At 73.7% G+C, this 16,928-nt stretch carries 13 protein-coding genes and 3 pseudogenes; 9 read left to right on the forward strand and 7 right to left on the reverse strand.

All coding sequences use genetic code 11. The features are described 5' to 3' along the window. Positions 1 to 46: 46 nt before the first annotated feature. The 6 genes and pseudogenes from F3L20_RS29170 (at position 47) to mscL (ending at position 5,986) form a co-directional block, all read left to right on the forward strand. Positions 47 to 1,578 (forward strand): annotated as a pseudogene (locus tag F3L20_RS29170) (potassium/proton antiporter). Positions 1,579 to 1,804: 226 nt separating this feature from the next. Beyond that, positions 1,805 to 3,097, forward strand: a complete 1,293-nt coding sequence (locus F3L20_RS29175; protein WP_150156834.1) for an MFS transporter — start codon at positions 1,805 to 1,807, stop codon at positions 3,095 to 3,097. Positions 3,098 to 3,164: 67 nt separating this feature from the next. Further along, complete coding sequence (locus F3L20_RS29180) at positions 3,165 to 3,494, forward strand: FmdB family zinc ribbon protein (RefSeq protein WP_145826867.1); 330 nt, start codon at positions 3,165 to 3,167, stop codon at positions 3,492 to 3,494. A 210-nt stretch (positions 3,495 to 3,704) separates the two neighbouring features. Next, positions 3,705 to 4,533 (forward strand): annotated as a pseudogene (locus F3L20_RS29185) (S-methyl-5'-thioadenosine phosphorylase). Positions 4,534 to 4,858: 325 nt separating this feature from the next. Continuing rightward, entirely contained in the window at positions 4,859 to 5,356 is a 498-nt protein-coding gene (locus F3L20_RS29190) for a hypothetical protein (RefSeq protein ID WP_240810781.1), read from the forward strand. A gap of 138 nt (positions 5,357 to 5,494) precedes the next feature. After that, positions 5,495 to 5,986 carry a large conductance mechanosensitive channel protein MscL gene (mscL, locus tag F3L20_RS29195; RefSeq protein ID WP_150156836.1) on the forward strand — a complete coding sequence of 164 codons (492 nt, stop codon included), beginning with the start codon at positions 5,495 to 5,497 and terminating at the stop codon, positions 5,984 to 5,986. A 72-nt stretch (positions 5,987 to 6,058) separates the two neighbouring features. Here mscL and F3L20_RS29200 read toward each other — a convergent pair whose 3' ends face one another. Further along, complete coding sequence (locus tag F3L20_RS29200) at positions 6,059 to 6,235, reverse strand: hypothetical protein (protein WP_093544669.1); 177 nt, start codon at positions 6,233 to 6,235, stop codon at positions 6,059 to 6,061. A 43-nt stretch (positions 6,236 to 6,278) separates the two neighbouring features. On the opposite strand from F3L20_RS29200, the pseudogene F3L20_RS29205 reads away from it, so the two are divergent. Both F3L20_RS29205 and F3L20_RS29210 read left to right on the forward strand, forming a co-directional pair. Next, positions 6,279 to 7,300 (forward strand): annotated as a pseudogene (locus F3L20_RS29205) (P1 family peptidase); the annotation flags it as partial. 273 nt (positions 7,301 to 7,573) lie between these two features. Further along, complete coding sequence (locus F3L20_RS29210; protein ID WP_150156837.1) at positions 7,574 to 8,320, forward strand: DUF6227 family protein; 747 nt, start codon at positions 7,574 to 7,576, stop codon at positions 8,318 to 8,320. A gap of 97 nt (positions 8,321 to 8,417) precedes the next feature. On the opposite strand, the gene F3L20_RS29215 is transcribed toward F3L20_RS29210, so the two are convergent. The 5 genes from F3L20_RS29215 to F3L20_RS29235 form a co-directional block, all read right to left on the reverse strand. Beyond that, entirely contained in the window at positions 8,418 to 8,705 is a 288-nt protein-coding gene (locus F3L20_RS29215; RefSeq protein ID WP_150156838.1) for a hypothetical protein, read from the reverse strand. A 109-nt stretch (positions 8,706 to 8,814) separates the two neighbouring features. Further along, positions 8,815 to 10,980 (reverse strand): PTS fructose transporter subunit IIABC, encoded by a 2,166-nt coding sequence (locus F3L20_RS29220; protein WP_150156839.1) that lies wholly within the window; start codon positions 10,978 to 10,980, stop codon positions 8,815 to 8,817. A gap of 103 nt (positions 10,981 to 11,083) precedes the next feature. Next, positions 11,084 to 12,034 carry a 1-phosphofructokinase gene (gene pfkB / locus F3L20_RS29225; protein ID WP_150156840.1) on the reverse strand — a complete coding sequence of 317 codons (951 nt, stop codon included), beginning with the start codon at positions 12,032 to 12,034 and terminating at the stop codon, positions 11,084 to 11,086. Continuing rightward, entirely contained in the window at positions 12,031 to 12,792 is a 762-nt protein-coding gene (locus tag F3L20_RS29230; protein WP_150156841.1) for a DeoR/GlpR family DNA-binding transcription regulator, read from the reverse strand. The genes pfkB and F3L20_RS29230 overlap by 4 nt, the downstream gene beginning before the upstream one ends. A 395-nt stretch (positions 12,793 to 13,187) precedes the next feature. Continuing rightward, complete coding sequence (locus F3L20_RS29235) at positions 13,188 to 14,735, reverse strand: MFS transporter (protein WP_150156842.1); 1,548 nt, start codon at positions 14,733 to 14,735, stop codon at positions 13,188 to 13,190. A 63-nt stretch (positions 14,736 to 14,798) separates the two neighbouring features. On the opposite strand from F3L20_RS29235, the gene F3L20_RS29240 reads away from it, so the two are divergent. Continuing rightward, on the forward strand, positions 14,799 to 15,806 hold the full coding sequence (locus F3L20_RS29240; RefSeq protein WP_150156843.1) for a helix-turn-helix transcriptional regulator: 1,008 nt from the start codon (positions 14,799 to 14,801) through the stop codon (positions 15,804 to 15,806). Between the two features lie 311 nt (positions 15,807 to 16,117). Here F3L20_RS29240 and F3L20_RS29245 read toward each other — a convergent pair whose 3' ends face one another. Next, positions 16,118 to 16,825: a TetR/AcrR family transcriptional regulator gene (locus F3L20_RS29245; RefSeq protein WP_145826857.1), complete on the reverse strand. Its 708-nt coding sequence runs from the start codon at positions 16,823 to 16,825 to the stop codon at positions 16,118 to 16,120. Positions 16,826 to 16,928 lie beyond the last annotated feature (103 nt).

Below are 16,928 nucleotides of genomic sequence, written 5' to 3' on the forward strand. Positions count from 1 at the left end.
GGGAAGGCGGTCGCATCGCCCGCGGTGGACATGAGCTCACGCGCGGGTGCGCCTGAGTCGGGGAAGGGAACGCCGCTGACTGTCCACCACCTCAACCAGCTCCTGCTCGTCTGTGCGATCGTCCTGCTCGTCGCCGTCGCGGCGGTCCGGATCTCCTCGCGCAGCGGGCTCCCCAGCCTGCTCGTCTACCTGGGCATCGGCATCGCCATCGGGCAGGACGGCATCGGTGACGTCCAGTTCGACAACGCCGAACTGACCCAGGTCATCGGGTACGCGGCCCTGGTCGTGATCCTCGCCGAGGGCGGCCTGGGGACGAAGTGGACCGAGATCAGACCGGTGCTGCCCGCCGCCTCCGCGCTCGCGCTGGCCGGCGTCGCGGTGAGCGTCGGGGTCACCGCGACGGCGGCGCACCTGCTGATCGGGCTGGAGTGGCGGCAGGCGCTGATCATCGGCGCCGTGGTGTCCTCGACGGACGCGGCGGCCGTCTTCTCGGTGCTGCGGAAGGTGCCGCTCCCGTCACGGGTGCGCGGCACCCTGGAGGCCGAGTCCGGCTTCAACGACGCCCCCGTCGTCATCCTGGTGGTGGCCTTCTCCACGGCCGGGCCGGTGGAGCACTGGTACGTGCTGATCGGCGAGATAGTCCTGGAGCTGGCCATCGGCGCCGCCATCGGACTCGCCGTCGGCTGGCTCGGCGCCTGGGGCCTGCGGCACGTGGCGCTGCCCGCCTCCGGCCTCTACCCGATCGCCGTCATGGCCATCGCGGTCACCGCCTACGCGGCCGGCGCCCTCGCCCACGGCAGCGGATTCCTCGCCGTGTACCTCGCCTCCATGCTGCTCGGCAACGCCAAGCTGCCGCACTGGCCCGCCACCCGCGGCTTCGCCGAGGGACTCGGCTGGCTCGCCCAGATCGGCATGTTCGTGCTGCTCGGTCTGCTGGTCACCCCGCACGAACTCGGCGACGACATCGTGCCCGCGCTGGTGGTCGGACTGGTGCTGACCATGGTGGCCCGCCCGCTCAGCGTGATCCTGTGCCTGGTGCCGTTCCGGGTGCCCTGGCAGGAGCAGACGCTGATGTCCTGGGCGGGGCTGCGCGGCGCCGTGCCCATCGTCCTGGCGACCATCCCGATGGTGCGGGGCGTCGAGGCCAGCGAGCGGATCTTCAACATCGTCTTCCTGCTGGTCGTCGTCTACACCCTCGTCCAGGGCCCGACGCTGCCCTGGCTGGCCCGGGTGCTCCGGCTCGGCGACTCCGGCGCCGCCGACCTCGGCGTCGAGTCGGCGCCCCTGGAGCGGCTGCGCGGACACCTGCTGTCGGTCACCGTGCCCGCCGGGTCGCGGATGCACGGCGTCGAGGTCGGCGAACTGCGGCTGCCGACCGGATCCGCCGTCACCCTCGTCGTGCGCGACGACACGTCCTTCGTGCCGCTGCCGCAGACGATGCTGCGCCGCGGCGACGAACTCCTCGTCGTCGCCACCGACCCGGTCCGGGACGCGACGGAACGGCGGCTGCGCGCGGTTGCCCGGGGCGGCAAGCTGGCCGGCTGGCTGGGCACCGACGGATCGCAGGCCGGACGCTGAGAAGGTGCTCACTTTCACAGGCGTAGGCACGGCAGGCCCCCTGTATCATGAAGCGACCCCAGATCGAACCAACTCTGCCTGACGCAGAGCTGGCGCGACCGTATGGCGGCCGGGCGCCCCTGAGCTGTGGCGCCGGTATCTACCGCAGTCAGCGCAAGAGGACAGCTCTCGGCGTGCCCGTGCGACTTCGCGCGGGGCGCTACCAGGTGGCGGAAAGGCACGGGCCGTGGCATCCACGGTCACCACGTCGAAGGACTCGGCGGCCACCTCCCGACCGGGGTACGGCCGACTGCTGCGCACGCGCGGCTCGTGGACGTTCCTGCTCCCCGGCTTCGCGGCACGCCAGCCGTTCGCCATGCTCACCCTCTCCATCGTGCTGCTCGTCCAGCACACCACCGGCTCCTACGGCGCGGCCGGCGCCGTCGCCGCCGTCACCGGCGTCTCCATGGCGCTGTTCGCCCCCTGGAGCGGCCGGCTCGCCGACCGCCACGGGCAGCGCGCCGTCCTGATGCCCGGTGTCCTGGTGCACACGGCCGCCGGACTCACCCTCACCGCCCTGGCCCTCCAGCACGCCCCCCTGTGGGCGCTGTTCGCCGCCGCCGTGCCCACCGGCGCCTCGGTGCCGCAGGTCGGGCCCATGGTGCGCGCCCGCTGGGGCGTCCGCCTCAAGGGCTCCCCGCTGATGGCGACCGCGGCGGCCTTCGAGTCCGTCACCGACGAGTTCACCTTCGTCGTCGGCCCGCTGCTGGCGACGGCCCTGTGCACGACGGTCGACCCGGCCGCCGGACTCGTCACCGAGGCCGCGCTCACCCTGATCGGCGGCCTGCTGTTCGCCGCGCAGAAGGGCACCCAGCCGCCGGTCGCCGCGACCGGCGACGGCCACGCGCGCGTACGGACCGCGTCCGCCCTGCGCGTACCCGGGGTGCGGGTGCTGATCGTGACGTTCCTCGGCATCGGTTCCGTCTTCGGCGGCATGCAGGTCTCGCTGGCCGCGTTCACCGAGTCCATCGGCCGACCGGGCCTGAACGGCGTCCTCTACGGCGTCTTCGCCGCCGGCAACATGCTCGCCGGCATCGCCTGCGGCGCGATCGCCTGGAAGGTCTCCCCGCAGCGCCGCCTGGTCCTCGCCCACGCCGCCCTGGCACTCGCCGCGTCCGCCCTGTGGACCGCCCACTCGGCGCTGCTGCTGGCCGCGCTGGGCCTGCTGGTCGGCATGTGCATCGCGCCGGCGCTGATCACCGGTTACACGCTGGTGGAGAGCCTGGTCCCGGCCGGGGCCCGCACCGAGGCGTTCACCTGGCTGACGGGCGCCGTCGCGCTCGGCCAGGCCGCCGCCGTCACGGTCGCCGGACAGCTCGAGGACCGCTTGTGGGACGGTGCCGGATTCCTGGTGCCGACGACCGGCACCCTGCTGGCCTTCGCGACGCTGCTGGCCCTGCGCTCGCGGCTCGCGGGCGGTTCGCGGGGGCGTACGGTCGCACGTGGCATGGGTCACCGCGAGCCCGTCGCAGTGGACTAGGCCCACGTAATGCGTCACTATGGACCGTCGTTAGCACTCATTGAGTGAGAGTGCCAGGAGGAAGACAGTGCCGACCTACCAGTACCAGTGCACCGAGTGCGGCGAGGGCCTCGAGGCGGTGCAGAAGTTCACGGACGACGCCCTGACCGAGTGCCCCAACTGCCAGGGCCGCCTGAAGAAGGTGTTCTCCGCGGTCGGCATCGTCTTCAAGGGCTCCGGTTTCTACCGCAACGACAGCCGTGGCGCCTCGTCGAGCTCGTCCCCGGCGTCGTCGAAGTCCTCCGGGTCCTCGTCGTCCAGCTCCTCGTCCTCGGACTCCGGGTCGAGCACGTCGTCCGGTTCGAGCACGTCGTCGTCCGGGTCGTCGGGCAGCTCCACGAGCACGACGGCTGCGTAAGGGCGGCCCCGCCGGGTTCTTTTGTCCGGGCGGCTGCACGGCGGGTTGACGCAGGTCCGGCGCTTCGGTGGCCGGAGCCTTCACGGCGGGCGCACCCCAGGTCACGGGCCCCTTGATTCGCGGCCCTCCGATGTCTCGCAGGACCCTGTCGCCCCCCCGCGACGGGGTCCTCGGCATGTCCGGTGCGGCTAGGGTCGGGGCATGGCGAACATGGCGAAGGCCGACATCGGCGTGATCGGCGGCTCCGGCTTCTACTCCTTCCTCGACGACGTGACCGAGGTGCAGGTCGACACCCCCTACGGGGCGCCCAGTGACTCCCTCTTCCTCGGCGAGGTGGCCGGCCGGCGGGTCGCCTTCCTGCCCCGGCACGGACGCGGCCACCACCTCCCCCCGCACCGGATCAACTACCGCGCCAACCTGTGGGCGCTCCGCTCGGTCGGCGTGCGCCAGGTCCTCGGCCCGTGCGCGGTGGGCGGGCTGCGCCCCGTACGGCCCGGGCACGCTGCTGGTGCCGGACCAGCTCGTGGACCGCACGAAGTCCCGCGCCAACACCTACTTCGACGGGCTGCCGCAGCCCGACGGCACGGTGCCGAACGTGGTCCACGTGTCCCTCGCCGACCCGTACTGCCCCACCGGGCGGGCGTCCGCGCTGAAGGCGGCACGCGGCCGGGACTGGGAGGCGGTGGACGGCGGCACGCTGGTCGTCGTCGAGGGCCCGCGCTTCTCCACCCGCGCCGAGTCGCTGTGGCACCAGGCGCAGGGCTGGTCCGTGGTGGCATGACGGGTCACCCCGAGGCGGCGCTCGCCCGTGAACTGGAGCTCTGCTACACCTCGATGACGCTGGTCACCGACCTGGACGCGGGCGCCGAGACGGGTGAGGCGTCTCCCACGACGAGGTGCTGCGGGTCTTCGCGGCCAACGTGGACCGGCTGCGCGGGTGCTCTTCGACGCGGTGGCCGCGCTGCCGGCGACGGAGGACCGGGACTGCCTGTGCGCCTCGGCGCTGGGCGGGATGGACCCGGGGTTCGAACTGCCGTGAGGCGGGGCGGGTCACGGCAGTTGCAGAGGTAGCGGCAGCTGTATCGGTAGCGGCAGCTGTATCGGTAGCGGCGAGGGCCGGTGGCGGACGCCCTCGTTCGGGTGGCCCGGTTTTCCACAGGGCGGGACGCGTCCACAGCCCCCGGGGATTCCGCCGGGGCTTCATCGTGGGGTCGCAAGCCGGTCCTCGTCCCAGGTGGTGATCCCGTGTCCCGTCGCTCACCCTCCCCTCCTCCTTCCCCACGCCCTCCATCCCGCCGTCCCTCTTCTCCCCCTCCCCCGTCGTCCCCCGTCCGCCCGGCACGGACGTCCCGGCGCCGTGCGGAGTGCCGCACTTCGCCCCGGTGCGGGTGCGCGGCTCCCTGCCGCTCACGGGCCGGCTGGTGCGGCACCGCAGGCGCGCGGTGGCGGTCGGCCTCGCGGTGACGGCGGCGGCACTCGTGGCGGCGGGCCCCCGGGACACCGACCGGTCCCGCGGCCACCCCGCGGGCGCCCCGGCGGCCGGAGCGCCCGCGGCGTCCGACGGCGACCGCCCCGAAGGGTCCCCGCGCGCGGGCGCGACGGTCACGGCGCCGGTGCGGATCGCCGACGCGGCCACGGTCCGGTTGCTGCGGCCCGGTGACCGGGTGGACGTGATCGCGGCCGAGGAGACGGTGTCCGGCGGAGCGGCCCGGGTGGTGGCGCGCGGTGCCGAGGTGACCGAGGTGCCGCGGCCGGTGGACGGGGACGGTGGAGCGCTGGTCGTGCTGTCGGTGCCGCGCGGCACGGCGGCCGACCTGGCCGGGGCGAGCGCCACGGCCCGGCTGGCGGTGACCCTGTGGTGAGGGGTGCGGCGACGGGCACCGGCCCGGGCGTGAGGCGCCGTCCCGCCCTTCGGCACGATTGGACAGGTCGCCACGGTCGTCACGTAAGTTGCGGAGCGCTTTCTTCCGCAGCCTATGGACAAGAAATGAGGCCCCGCAGTGAGCGACCAGGAGAAGACGAGCCTCTTGCAGGGGTTCAAAGCTTTCCTGATGCGCGGCAACGTGGTCGATCTGGCGGTGGCCGTCGTCATCGGTGCCGCCTTCACCAACATCGTCAACTCGGTCGTGGAAGGGATCATCAACCCGCTGGTGGGCGCCTTCGGCACCCAGGACCTCGACAACTACACGTCCTGCCTGAAGGGCCCCTGCGAGGGCACCGGGGACGCGGCGACCGGCGTGCGGATCCTGTGGGGCTCGGTGCTCGGCGCGACGCTGCAGTTCCTGATCACCGCGGCCGTCGTCTACTTCCTGATGGTGCTGCCCATGGCGAAGTACCTGGCCCGCATGGAGGCCCGCCGGAAGGCGAAGGAGGGCACCCGCGAGGTCGTCGAGATCACCGAGCTGGAGGTGCTCAAGGAGATCCGCGACGCCCTGGTGGCCCAGCGCGCACAGGGCGACGGCGGGCTCCGCAAGGGCGACTCCGGGAGCTAGCGGACACGGCGACGACGGCAGGCCGACACGACGTCACGGCCCTCACCCGGCTCACATCCGCCCGCAGCCCGGTCAGATGTGGTGGGGCGGCTTCTCGTCGAGGAAGCGCTTCAGGTCGGCGGCGCTGTCGCCGGACGGGCGCTCGCCCCATCCGCGGTCCGTGTCGTCGGAGGACTGCTGGTCCAGCGGGTCGTCGAAGACCAGCGCCGGCTTGGGCTCGCGCGGCCGGGGCTCGGGGGCGGTACTCATGCGTCCAGGGTACGGCCGGGACCGTCGGGGCCAGACTGGCCGCATGAACGCTGACGCTCTGACGGATGTGGCCGGCCTGCGCGTGGGACACGCGACACGGACCGGTGACGGATGGCTCACCGGGACCACGGTGGTGCTCGCACCGGAAGGCGGGGCGGTCGCCGCGGTGGACGTGCGCGGCGGCGGTCCCGGGACGAAGGAGACCGACGCGCTCGATCCGCGCAACCTGGTCCAGCGGGTGGAGGCGGTCGTCCTCACCGGGGGCAGCGCCTACGGGCTGGACGCGGCGTCCGGGGTGATGGCGTGGCTGGAGGAACGGGGCCGCGGGGTGCGGGTCGGGCCGGAGCCCACGCACGTGGTACCGGTGGTGCCGGCCGCCTGCGTCTTCGACCTGGGCCGCGGCGGTGACTTCCGGGCCCGGCCGGACGCCGCCCTCGGCCGTGAGGCGGTCGAGGCAGCCGCCGCGACCGGCCTCGGCGCCCCGGTGTCGCAGGGCTGTGTGGGAGCCGGGACGGGGGCCGTGCTGGGTCAGGTGAAGGGCGGGGTCGGTTCGGCGAGCACGGTGCTGCCGTCGGGCGTGACGGTCGCCGCCCTGGTGATCGCCAACGCGGTGGGATCGGCGGTGGACCCGGAGACGGGCGTGCTGTACGGGGACTACTTCGAGGGCCGGCCGCGGCTGCCGGAGCCGGAGGTGCACAAGGCGGCGCTGCGCCGGCTGGCGGAGACCGCCGAGCGCAACGCCCCTCCCCGATGAACACCACGCTGGCCGTGGTCGCCACGGACGCCGGCCTCACCCGGGCACAGGCGCAGAAACTGGCGGGCACCGCGCACGACGGCATCGCGCGGGCCGTCCGCCCGGTGCACCTGCTGAACGACGGCGACACCGTCTTCACCCTGGCCACGGGCACGCACGCGCTGGACCCCGCGGACCCGCTCGCGCCGAACGAGATCCTCGCGGCGGGCGCGGACCTGGTGACCCGGGCGATCGTCCGCGCGGTGCGCGCCGCCGACCCGGTGAACGGCCCCGGCGGCGCGTGGCCGTCGTACGGGGAGCTGTACGGGGGCGTTGAGGGGACGGGAGGGCGGGGAGGGGAGGGAGGGGGCGGGGCCCCCGGCGTGCGGGAACCCGTCGCGCAACGGCTCGCCTCCCGCCCGGGCGCACCTCGGAAGTACCGTATGACCAGCAACAACTCACGTCCGGGCGGGCGGTGTCGGGAACTTTTCGTGTGTTCCGCTCGTCGTTCGGGCATACGTTTTCTCGGTTCCCGGACATGATGTCCGACCGAGGGGCTACGGTATGCACCCACAAGGTGACATGCAGCAACGCCGGGAGAAACCTTGAGCGTTCCGTACGAGACGGCAGCGTGCGAACCACCTGACTCGTCCGAGTCCCCGGAGGAGCATCTCGCGCGCCTCCTGGGCCGTGCCCTGAACTCCTTCGAGCTGCCGGACGACACGATCCGCCGGCTGGACTGCGCCTTGGCGCACGACGGTTCCCTGCATTCGGCGCATCACAGCGCGGGGTTGCACCGGGAGACGTACCGGCACACGTGGCTGCTGGCCGATGGTTCGGCGCTCACACTGTGGGAGCTGGTGCACAACACGGCCCGGGGCAGCGAGCCGCAGCATGAGGTGTACGTCGACGAGGAGGAGCTGCGTACGGCGACGGCGCGGCTGCCGTTGCCGCCGGAGGCCCCGGATTTCGAACTGCCGGTGACGGCGGCGGCGGTCCCGGCCCCCGCGCTGCGGCATGGGTACGTGCCGGACGATTCCCCGGACCACGCCCGCCGCTTACTGCGCCGGGCGGAGAACACGGACCGGCCGGACGACGAGACGGCGGCGCTGCTGGCCACGGCGTGCGCGCACCGCATCACCCAGGCCTTCGGCCGCCCGTCCCGGGCCGGGCGCGCGGCGTTGTGCTTCTCGCTCTACGAGCACGCGTTCCTGCTGGGTGACGGTGGAGAGGTCTCCTTGTGGGAGGTCGAGCACACGGTGACGCCGGACGGGCGGCACATGTGCGAGGTGTACACCAGCGAGGACGCGGCGCGCCGCGCGATGGAACGCCGGGCGGCGCAGGGCCGTTGACTGGCGCGCGGGGCGCGCGGTGAGGAACGCCCAGGTCGGCGGAGAGTGACGCGTCACGGGCGCCGAGCCCGCGGAGGGAGCCGAGCCCGCGGAGGGACTAGTCCCCTTCGGCGAGGCGTCGTACCAGGACGGCGAACGCGTCGCGCTCCGCCTCCGTGAGTCGTACCGTTTCCGCGCGGGGGCCGGTGGCCCGCTGGCGGGGGATGGTGGGGGCGCCGTGATGGGTGTGGGCCGCGGTGGTCGCGGCCCCGGAGTGGTCCCGCGTGCGCCTGCGGATCCGTACGCGCCGCCGCAGGGCGTCGGCGAGGCCTGCCGCGCAGGCCACGGCCACCAGGGCGAGGACGGTGCCACCCGTCGTCCGCGAGAGGGTCTCGTGCTCAGCCATGCGCCCCAGTACACACCACGGTCCGGGGCCCTGTACCCCGGACCGTGACGATCGTGATCTATATCGCACTAGGCATGAACTGCCCACACCCCCCCAAACGGACGCATCGTCACAGCGGCTGCGCGGCGACCGCTTCCTTGCCGCGCTCCGGTGCCGTCGTGGCCTCCTCGGTCGTCGCCGGACCGGCGGGGGCCGTGCGGCGGAGTCCCTTGAGGACGATCACCAGGGCGGTCGTGACGCAGACGCCCGCGGCGATGGCGACGAGGTAGAGGAGCGGATTGCCGATCAGCGGCACCACGAAGATGCCGCCGTGGGGTGCGCGCAGGGTGGCGTCGAACGCCATCGACAGGGCGCCGGTGACCGCGCCGCCGGCCATCGAGGCGGGGATCACGCGCAGGGGGTCGGCGGCGGCGAACGGGATGGCTCCCTCGGAGATGAAGGAGGCGCCGAGGACCCAGGCGGCCTTGCCGTTCTCGCGCTCGGCCCGGTTGAAGAGCCGGCCGCGCACGGTGGTGGCCAGGGCCATCGCCAGCGGCGGCACCATGCCGGCCGCCATGACGGCGGCCATGACCTTCATCGCGGAGTCGCCGGGGTCGGCGACGGCGATGCCGGCGGTGGCGAAGGTGTAGGCGACCTTGTTGACGGGTCCGCCGAGGTCGAAGCACATCATCAGGCCGAGGAGGGCGCCCAGCAGGACGGCGTTGGTGCCGGTCAGGCCGTTCAGCCAGTCGGTCATGCCCTTCTGGGCCTCGGCGATGGGCTTGCCGATGACGACGAACATCAGGAAGCCGACGACCGCCGAGGAGATCAGCGGGATCACCACCACCGGCATGATGCCGCGCAGTGCTCCGGGGATCCGCACCCGCTGGATGGCGAGCACCACGGCGCCGGCGATGAGACCGGCCGCGAGACCGCCGAGGAATCCGGCGTTGATGGTGAGGGAGATGGCGCCGCCGACGAAGCCGGGTACGAGGCCCGGGCGGTCGGCCATGCCGTAGGCGATGTAACCGGCGAGGACGGGGACCAGGAAGCCGAAGGCGACGCCGCCGATCTGGAAGAGCAGCGCGCCCCAGCTGTCGGCCTGGGTCCACACGAAGTGGTCCATCACGGAGGGCGCTTCGTTGATCTCGTAGCCGCCGATCGCGAAGCCGAGGGCGATCAGCAGGCCGCCCGCCGCGACGAACGGGACCATGTAGCTGACGCCGGACATCAGCCAGGTGCGCAGCTTGGTGCCGTAGCCTTCGCCGCCGGCGCCGGTGCGTTCGACGGGTGTGCCGCCGGACGCGGGAGCCGTGGTGATCTCGCCGCGTGCCGCCTTGGCTCTCACTTCGGTGATCAGTGCGGCGGGCCGGTTGATGGCCGCCTTGACGCCGGTGTCGACGGTGGGCTTGCCGGCGAAGCGTTCCTTTTCCCGTACGGGGACGTCGTGGGCGAGGATCACGGCGTCCGCCGCGGCGATCACGGCCGGGTCGAGCCGGGTGAAGCCGGCGGAGCCCTGGGTCTCGACGACGACCTCGACGCCCGCCTCCTGGCCGGCGTTCTCCAGCGACTCGGCCGCCATGTAGGTGTGGGCGATGCCGGTGGGGCAGGAGGTGACGGCCACGATCCGGAAGGGGCGGTCCTCGCCGGGCACGGTGGAGGTCGCGGGGCCGGCAGGGGCTGCGGCGAGGCTGCCCGTGGCGGGACCGGCGGAGGCCGCCGCCGGTCCCGCCACGGAGTCCTCGGAGCCGGCGCCCGCAACGCCGACGTCCGCATGCCCCGCGCGCCCACGCTCAGCGCCCGCACCCTCCGTTGCGGCACCCTCCGTGCCCGCACGCTCGATGCCAACGTCCGTCTTCTCCCCCCGGATCAGCGCCGCCGCGGTCTCCGCGTCGGTCGCCGAGCGGAGGGCGTCGGTGAACTCGGAGTTCATGAGGCGGCGGGCCAGTGCGGACAGGATCGTGAGGTGGGCGTCGTCCGCGCCGGCCGGGGCGGCGATCAGGAAGATCAGGTCGGCGGGCCCGTCGGCGGCACCGAAGTCGATTCCGGCGGTGCTGCGGCCGAAGGCGAGGGTCGGCTCGGTGACGTGTTCGCTGCGGCAGTGGGGGATGCCGATGCCGCCGTCGAGGCCGGTGGGCATCTGGGCCTCGCGGGCGGCGACGTCGGCCAGGAAGCCCTCCAGGTCGGTCACCCGGCCGTGGGCCGCCATGCGCCCGGCGAGGGCGCGTGTCGCCGCTTCCTTGGTGTCGGCGGACAGGTCGAGGTCGACCAGGTCCGCGGTGATCGTGTCGCTCATCGCGGGCTCCTTCGCACGCGTATCGCCCGTACTGCGGGATGGGCGGGGGTGGGGACGAGAAGGGGACGGGGGAGCTCGGGGACGCCGGCGGGGGCCGAGGGCGTCATGAGGCCGCCGCTCCGGTCAGGGGGCGGTCGACGGGCACGTCGGCGGTGACCGTCACGGCGGCGGGGTCGAGGTCGGCCGGGGAGGGCATGACGCTGCCCGGCAGGCGTACGGCCGCCGCTCCGTGGGCGACGGCGGAGGCGAGCGCCGTCGGTCCGCGTCCGCCGGCGACGAGGAACCCGGCGAGGGAGGAGTCGCCGGCGCCGACGTTGCTGCGGACGGCGTCCACGGGGGCGGTGCCGTACCAGGCGCCGTCGTCGTCGACGAGGAGCTGTCCGTCGGCGCCGAGGCTGGCGAGGACGGTGCGGGCGCCGGTCTCGCGCAGGTCCTCGGCCGCCTTCAGTGCGTCGCCGACGGTGGCGAGCGGGCGGCCTGCGGCTTCGGCGAGTTCCTCGGCGTTGGGCTTGACCAGGTCCGGGTGTTCGCGCAGGGCGGTGAGCAGAGCGGGGCCGGAGGTGTCGAGGGCGATGCGCAGGCCGGCGGCATGCACCCGGGCGACGAGTTCGGCGTACCAGGAGGGGGTGAGGCCGCGCGGGAGGCTGCCGGAGCACACGATCCAGTCGGCGCCGGGGGCGTGGCGGCGGACGGTGTCGAGGAGGAGTTCCTGTTCGGCGGGGGTGAGTTCGGGCCCAGGGGCGTTGATTTTCGTGAGGACGCCGTCCGCCTCGGCGAGGGCGATGTTGGAGCGGGTGGCGCCGGTGACGGGGACCGCGGCGACCTGGATGCCCTGGGCGTGGAGCAGGTCGGCGACCAGGGCGCCGGGTGCTCCGCCGAGTGGCAGGACGGCCACGGTGCGGCGGCCGGCGGCGGCCACGGCGCGTGAAACGTTGACGCCCTTGCCGCCGGGGTCGACGCGTTCACCGGTGGCGCGGACGACCTCGCCGCGGTCCAGGGACGGCACCTCGTAGGTGCGGTCCAGGGACGGGTTGGGGGTGACGGTGACGATCATGCGCGCACCACTTCCGTGCCGGCGTTCTCGATGGCGGCGGCGTCCTGCGGGCTCAGCCCGGTGTCGGTGATCAGCAGGTCGACGTCGTCGAGGCCGCCGAAGCGGGCGAAGTGTTCCTGGCCGTGCTTGGAGGAGTCGGCGAGCAGCACGACCCGGCGGGCGGCTGCCATGGCGGCGCGTTTCACGGCGGCCTCGGCGAGGTCGGGGGTGGTGAGTCCGTGTTCGGCGGAGAAGCCGTTGGCGGCGAGGAACAGCACGTCCGCGCGGATCTCGGCGTAGGCGCGCAGGGCCCAGGCGTCGACGGCGGCGCGCGTGCGGTGCCGTACCCGCCCGCCGACGAGGTGCAGCTGGATGCCGGGGTGGTCGGCCAGGCGGGCGGCGATGGGCAGGCAGTGGGTGACGACGGTGAGGGAGAGGTCCGCGGTCAGGGAGCCGGTGAGCCGTGCGGCGGTGGAGCCGGCGTCGACGATCATCGTGCCGTCGGCGGGGACCTCCGCGAGGGCGGCCCGGGCGATGCGGTCCTTCTCGTCGGCGGCGGTGGTCTCCCGTTCGGCGAGGTCGGGTTCGAAGTCGAGCCGTCCTGCGGGGATGGCGCCGCCGTGGACGCGGCGGACCAGGCCGGCCCGGTCCAGGGTCTTGAGGTCCCGGCGGATGGTCTCGGCGGTCACCTGGAACTCCTCGGCCAGCGAGACCACGTCCACGCGTCCGCTGTCGCGGGCGAGGCGCAGGATCTCCTGCTGCCGTTCCGGTGCGTACATGTCCGCCTGCCTCCCGGTTCCGTCCGTGGCGTCGGACTCCGGACGTCATCGGTGCCGGAACCTCATCGGTCTCCGCACGCCGCCGGTGTCCGAACGTGTGATTTCGCTGGGAGGCTACGACGGGATGTCCGAAAAGTAAACACCCGAGGTCCTCATACGGGCATGATCGGACTTCCGTTTGCGTCCGTTTCCCCGTCCCGGCCGGACATCGCTCGCGGGTGCGTGCCGCTCAGGAGTCCGGCACCAGCCGAGGGGTCCCGTACCCGCTCGCGGCTCCCGCACCGCTCGCGGCTCCCGTACCGTCCGCGTGACACACGGCAGGCCCGGCACTCCGCGAGTGCCGGGCCTGCTGGGCCTCCCGTGGTCCCGGTGTCCCGTGCGTCCCGTGCGTTCCGTCAGGACACCAGCTCCGCCTTCGTCTCTCGCGCCTCCCCCGTCACCGGCGTCCCCTCCGCCCCGGCGCCCTCCACGTGCTGCGCCGGGCGCTTGGGCAGGGCGTACATCAGCAGGAAGATCGCGACCAGTACTCCGGCCACCCAGCCCAGCGCGTGGGTGAAACCGTCGACGAAGGCCCGGCCCACCTCGGCCGGCGCGGCCCGGTCCGTGAGCCGGTCGTCGATCACGCCGAAGAACACCACCGACACCAGGCCGAGGCCCAGCGCGTGCCCCATCTGCTGCACGGTGTTGATGAGTCCGGACGCCGACCCGGCGTGCTCGCGCGGCACCTCGGACAGCACCGCGTCCGTCAGCGGCGCCACGATGAGGCCCATGCCGGCGCCCATGACGACCAGCGGGAGCACCATCTGCCAGGAGGTGATGCCGAGGCCGTACCGCTCGGCCTCCAGCAGGTAGATCAGCACGCCGGCCGCCATCACCAGGGCGCCCGCCTGGAGCACCTTGCGTCCGAAGCGCGGGACCAGCAGTTGCACCGACATCCCGGCCGCCGCCGACACCGCGACGGAGAACGGCACTCCGGTCAGACCGGCCCGCAGCGCGCTCCAGCCCAGGCCGACCTGCATGTACAGCGTCCAGACCAGGAAGAACACGCCGAGGCCGACGCCGAACACCGTCTGCACGGCGATGCCCGCCGCGAAGCTCTTCACCCGGAACAGCGACAGCTCGATCAGCGGGGAGCCGTCCCGGGCGCCCTTGGCCCGCTCGTACGCCACCAGCGCCGCGAACACCACGAGCGCGCCGGCCATCGACACGTACCCCCACACCGGCCAGCCCAGCTCACGGCCGCGGGTGAGCGGGTAGAGCAGCATGAGCAGGGCCAGGGTGACCAGGGCGACGCCCGCGAGGTCGAGTTTCAGGGCGCGCGGCGCCTTCGACTCGGTGATGAAGCGGCTGCCGAGGACGAGCGCGGCGACGCCGACCGGCAGGTTGATCAGGAAGATGGGCCGCCACTCCAGGCCGAACAGGTTCCACTCGGTGAGCAGCGCGCCGAGCAGCGGTCCGGACACCGCGCCCAGGCCGACGATCGCGCCGAACAGGCCGAACACCTTGCCCCGTTCGTGCGCGGGGAAGGTCGCGTGGACGATGGAGAGCACCTGCGGCACCATCAGCGCGGCCATGGCACCTTGCAGGATGCGGGAGGCGACGAGCATCTCGGGGTTCACGGCGAAGCCGCACAGGGCCGAGGCGAGGGTGAAGCCGCCGATGCCGAGGAGGAAGATCCGCTTGCGGCCGTGGATGTCGCCGAGCCGCCCGCCGGTGACCAGTCCGGCGGCGAAGGCGAGCGCGTAGCCGGCGGTGATCCACTGGATCTGGCTGAAGGTGGCGCCCTCGTCGCGCTGGATCGAGGGGACGGCGATGTTGACGATGGTGACGTCGACGAGGTCCATGAACGCGGCGGTCATCACGATGGCCAGGGCGAACCAGCGGCGGCTGTCGCCCGCGGCGGCCTGCGGCGCCGGCGCTTGTGAGGTGTCGGTGGAGTGCATGTCCCGCAACGTATGACCCGAGTAGGTCAGATCGCGTCCTAGTGGTGGGGCATCCTCGTTCCCATGACGACGGACACCCCGGCTCGGCTGCTGCAGCTCCTGTCCCTCCTCCAGACGCCCCGCGAATGGCCCGGTGGCGAGCTCGCCGACCGGCTCGGGGTCTCCCGGCGCACGGTCCGGCGGGACGTCGAGCGGCTGCGGGACCTCGGCTATCCCGTGCAGGCGACGATGGGTTCGGACGGCGGTTACCGCCTCGTCGCCGGGAAGGCGATGCCGCCGCTGGTGCTGGACGACGAGGAGGCGGTGGCCATCGCGGTCGGGCTGCGGGCCGGCGCCGGGCACGCGCTGGAGGGCGTGGACGAGGCGTCGGTGCGGGCCCTGGCGAAACTGGAGCAGGTGCTGCCGGGCAGGCTGCGGCACCGCGTCAGCACCCTGCAGGCCGCGACCACCCCGCTGACCAGCGGTGACGGGGCGACCATCGCTCCGGAGACGCTCACCGTCATGGCGTCCACGGTGGCCGGGCACGAGCGCCTGCGGTTCGCCTACCGGGCGGCCGACGGCACCGAATCGCGGCGCCTGACGGAGCCCTACCGGCTGGTGTCGACGGGACGGCGCTGGTACCTGGTGGCGTACGACCTCGACCGCGAGGACTGGCGCACCTTCCGCGTCGACCGGGTGAGCGACCTCTTCGCGACCGGGGCCCGGTTCGCGCCGCGAGAGCTGCCGACCGGGAGCGCCGCGGAGTACCTGCGCCGCTCCATGTACCGGGCGCGGGAGTCGTACGACGTCGTCGTCACCTTCACCGCGCCCGCCACGACGGTCGCCGCGCGGCTGCCGCACTGGATGGGTGCGCCCGAGCCGCTGGACGAGGGGAGCTGCCGGCTGCGGGCGACGGTGAGCGACCCCAAGGACTGGATGGCGGTCCGCCTGGCCATGCTGGGGTACGACTTCACCGTGCAGGAGCCGGCTGAACTCGTGGCGGCGGTGCGGACGTTGGGCGACCGGCTGACGCGGGCGGCGGGCGACGGCGGGGAACGGCCGGCGGCGGGTCACGCCGGCGACGGCGGGTGAACGGCCGACGGCCGGTGTCGCGGGTGGCTCTGGGTGGCGGACAACGGCGGGTGAACGGCCGACGGCGAGTGGCGCGGGCGGCGGTGACGCGTGCGGCGGCGGGAACGGCCGACGGCGAGTGACGGCGACGGCGGGTGAACGGCCGACGGCGAGTGGCGCGGGCGGCGGTGACGCGTGCGGCGGCGGGTGACGGCGACGGCGGGTGAACGGCCGACGGCGAGTGGCGCGGGCGGCGGTGACGCGTGCGGCGGGTCACGCGTGCGGCGGCGGGCGACGCCGTCGGCGGACGACGGCGGGTGAACGGCCGACGCTCAGCCGCCGGTTGCCGCCACCTCGTCCCACGGGAAGTCCCGCAGCGCGGCGAGGTTGGCCGCCGCCAGTTCCGCCGGGCCCTCGGGGCCTTCGGCCGGGCCCTCGCCGGCCGCCCAGCTCTCCATCGCCGTGCGGACGGCCGCGCTCGCGACGGCCGCGGCGAAGCTCAGCCGGCTGCGGGCGGCGACGTGGTCCGGCCGCGGGACGTCGCCGCCGGTCAGCCGCCACGCCAGCGCCTCGGCCAGGTCCCGTTCGCCCGTCCGGCATGCCTCCGCCCACACCCGGCCCAGAGCGGGGTTGTCGGCGGCGAGCCTGATCAGCGTGCGTACCCAGTTCCAGGACTCCTCCGCCACGCCGAGGCCCGGTGTGAGGGTGTGCCGCGCGGTCTCCTCGAGGACCTGGGGCAGCGGGGTCCCGGCGGGTGCGGTGCGTACCGCGTCCACCCAGCGCCGGGCGCCGGTGGCGTAGAGGGGGCCGATGGCCTCTTCCTTGCTGGCGAAGTACCGGTAGAAGGTGCGCGGGGCGACGCCGGCCGCCTGGGCGATGTCCTCGGCGCGGGTGGCCCGCAGGCCCTGCCGGACGAAGAGGGCGGCCGCGGTGCGGGCGATGTGCGTGCGGGTCTGCGCCTTGCGCCGCTCGGTCAACGAGCCGTCGGCCGCCGGGTCTTCGGGGAACGGCGACGGGGGCGTCGGGGTGGCACTGCTCACGTTCGGCAGGCTATGCCCATGTGGCACAATCTGCCATCTGGCGGGCCACCCCGGGGTTCAGGTTCGGGGTGGCCCGCTGTGCGCACGGCAGGAAAAAGCCGGG

This window comes from Streptomyces tendae (assembly GCF_008632955.1).
Classification (GTDB): domain Bacteria; phylum Actinomycetota; class Actinomycetes; order Streptomycetales; family Streptomycetaceae; genus Streptomyces.

Coding starts and splice junctions, on each gene's coding strand:
- F3L20_RS29200 (WP_093544669.1), bottom strand. CDS start 6,235: ATGAGTACCGCCCCCGAGCCCCGGCCGCGCGAGCCCAAGCCGGCGCTG.
- F3L20_RS29215 (WP_150156838.1), bottom strand. CDS start 8,705: ATGGCTGAGCACGAGACCCTCTCGCGGACGACGGGTGGCACCGTCCTC.
- F3L20_RS29220 (WP_150156839.1), bottom strand. CDS start 10,980: ATGAGCGACACGATCACCGCGGACCTGGTCGACCTCGACCTGTCCGCC.
- pfkB (WP_150156840.1), bottom strand. CDS start 12,034: ATGATCGTCACCGTCACCCCCAACCCGTCCCTGGACCGCACCTACGAG.
- F3L20_RS29230 (WP_150156841.1), bottom strand. CDS start 12,792: ATGTACGCACCGGAACGGCAGCAGGAGATCCTGCGCCTCGCCCGCGAC.
- F3L20_RS29235 (WP_150156842.1), bottom strand. CDS start 14,735: ATGCACTCCACCGACACCTCACAAGCGCCGGCGCCGCAGGCCGCCGCG.
- F3L20_RS29240 (WP_150156843.1), top strand. CDS start 14,799: ATGACGACGGACACCCCGGCTCGGCTGCTGCAGCTCCTGTCCCTCCTC.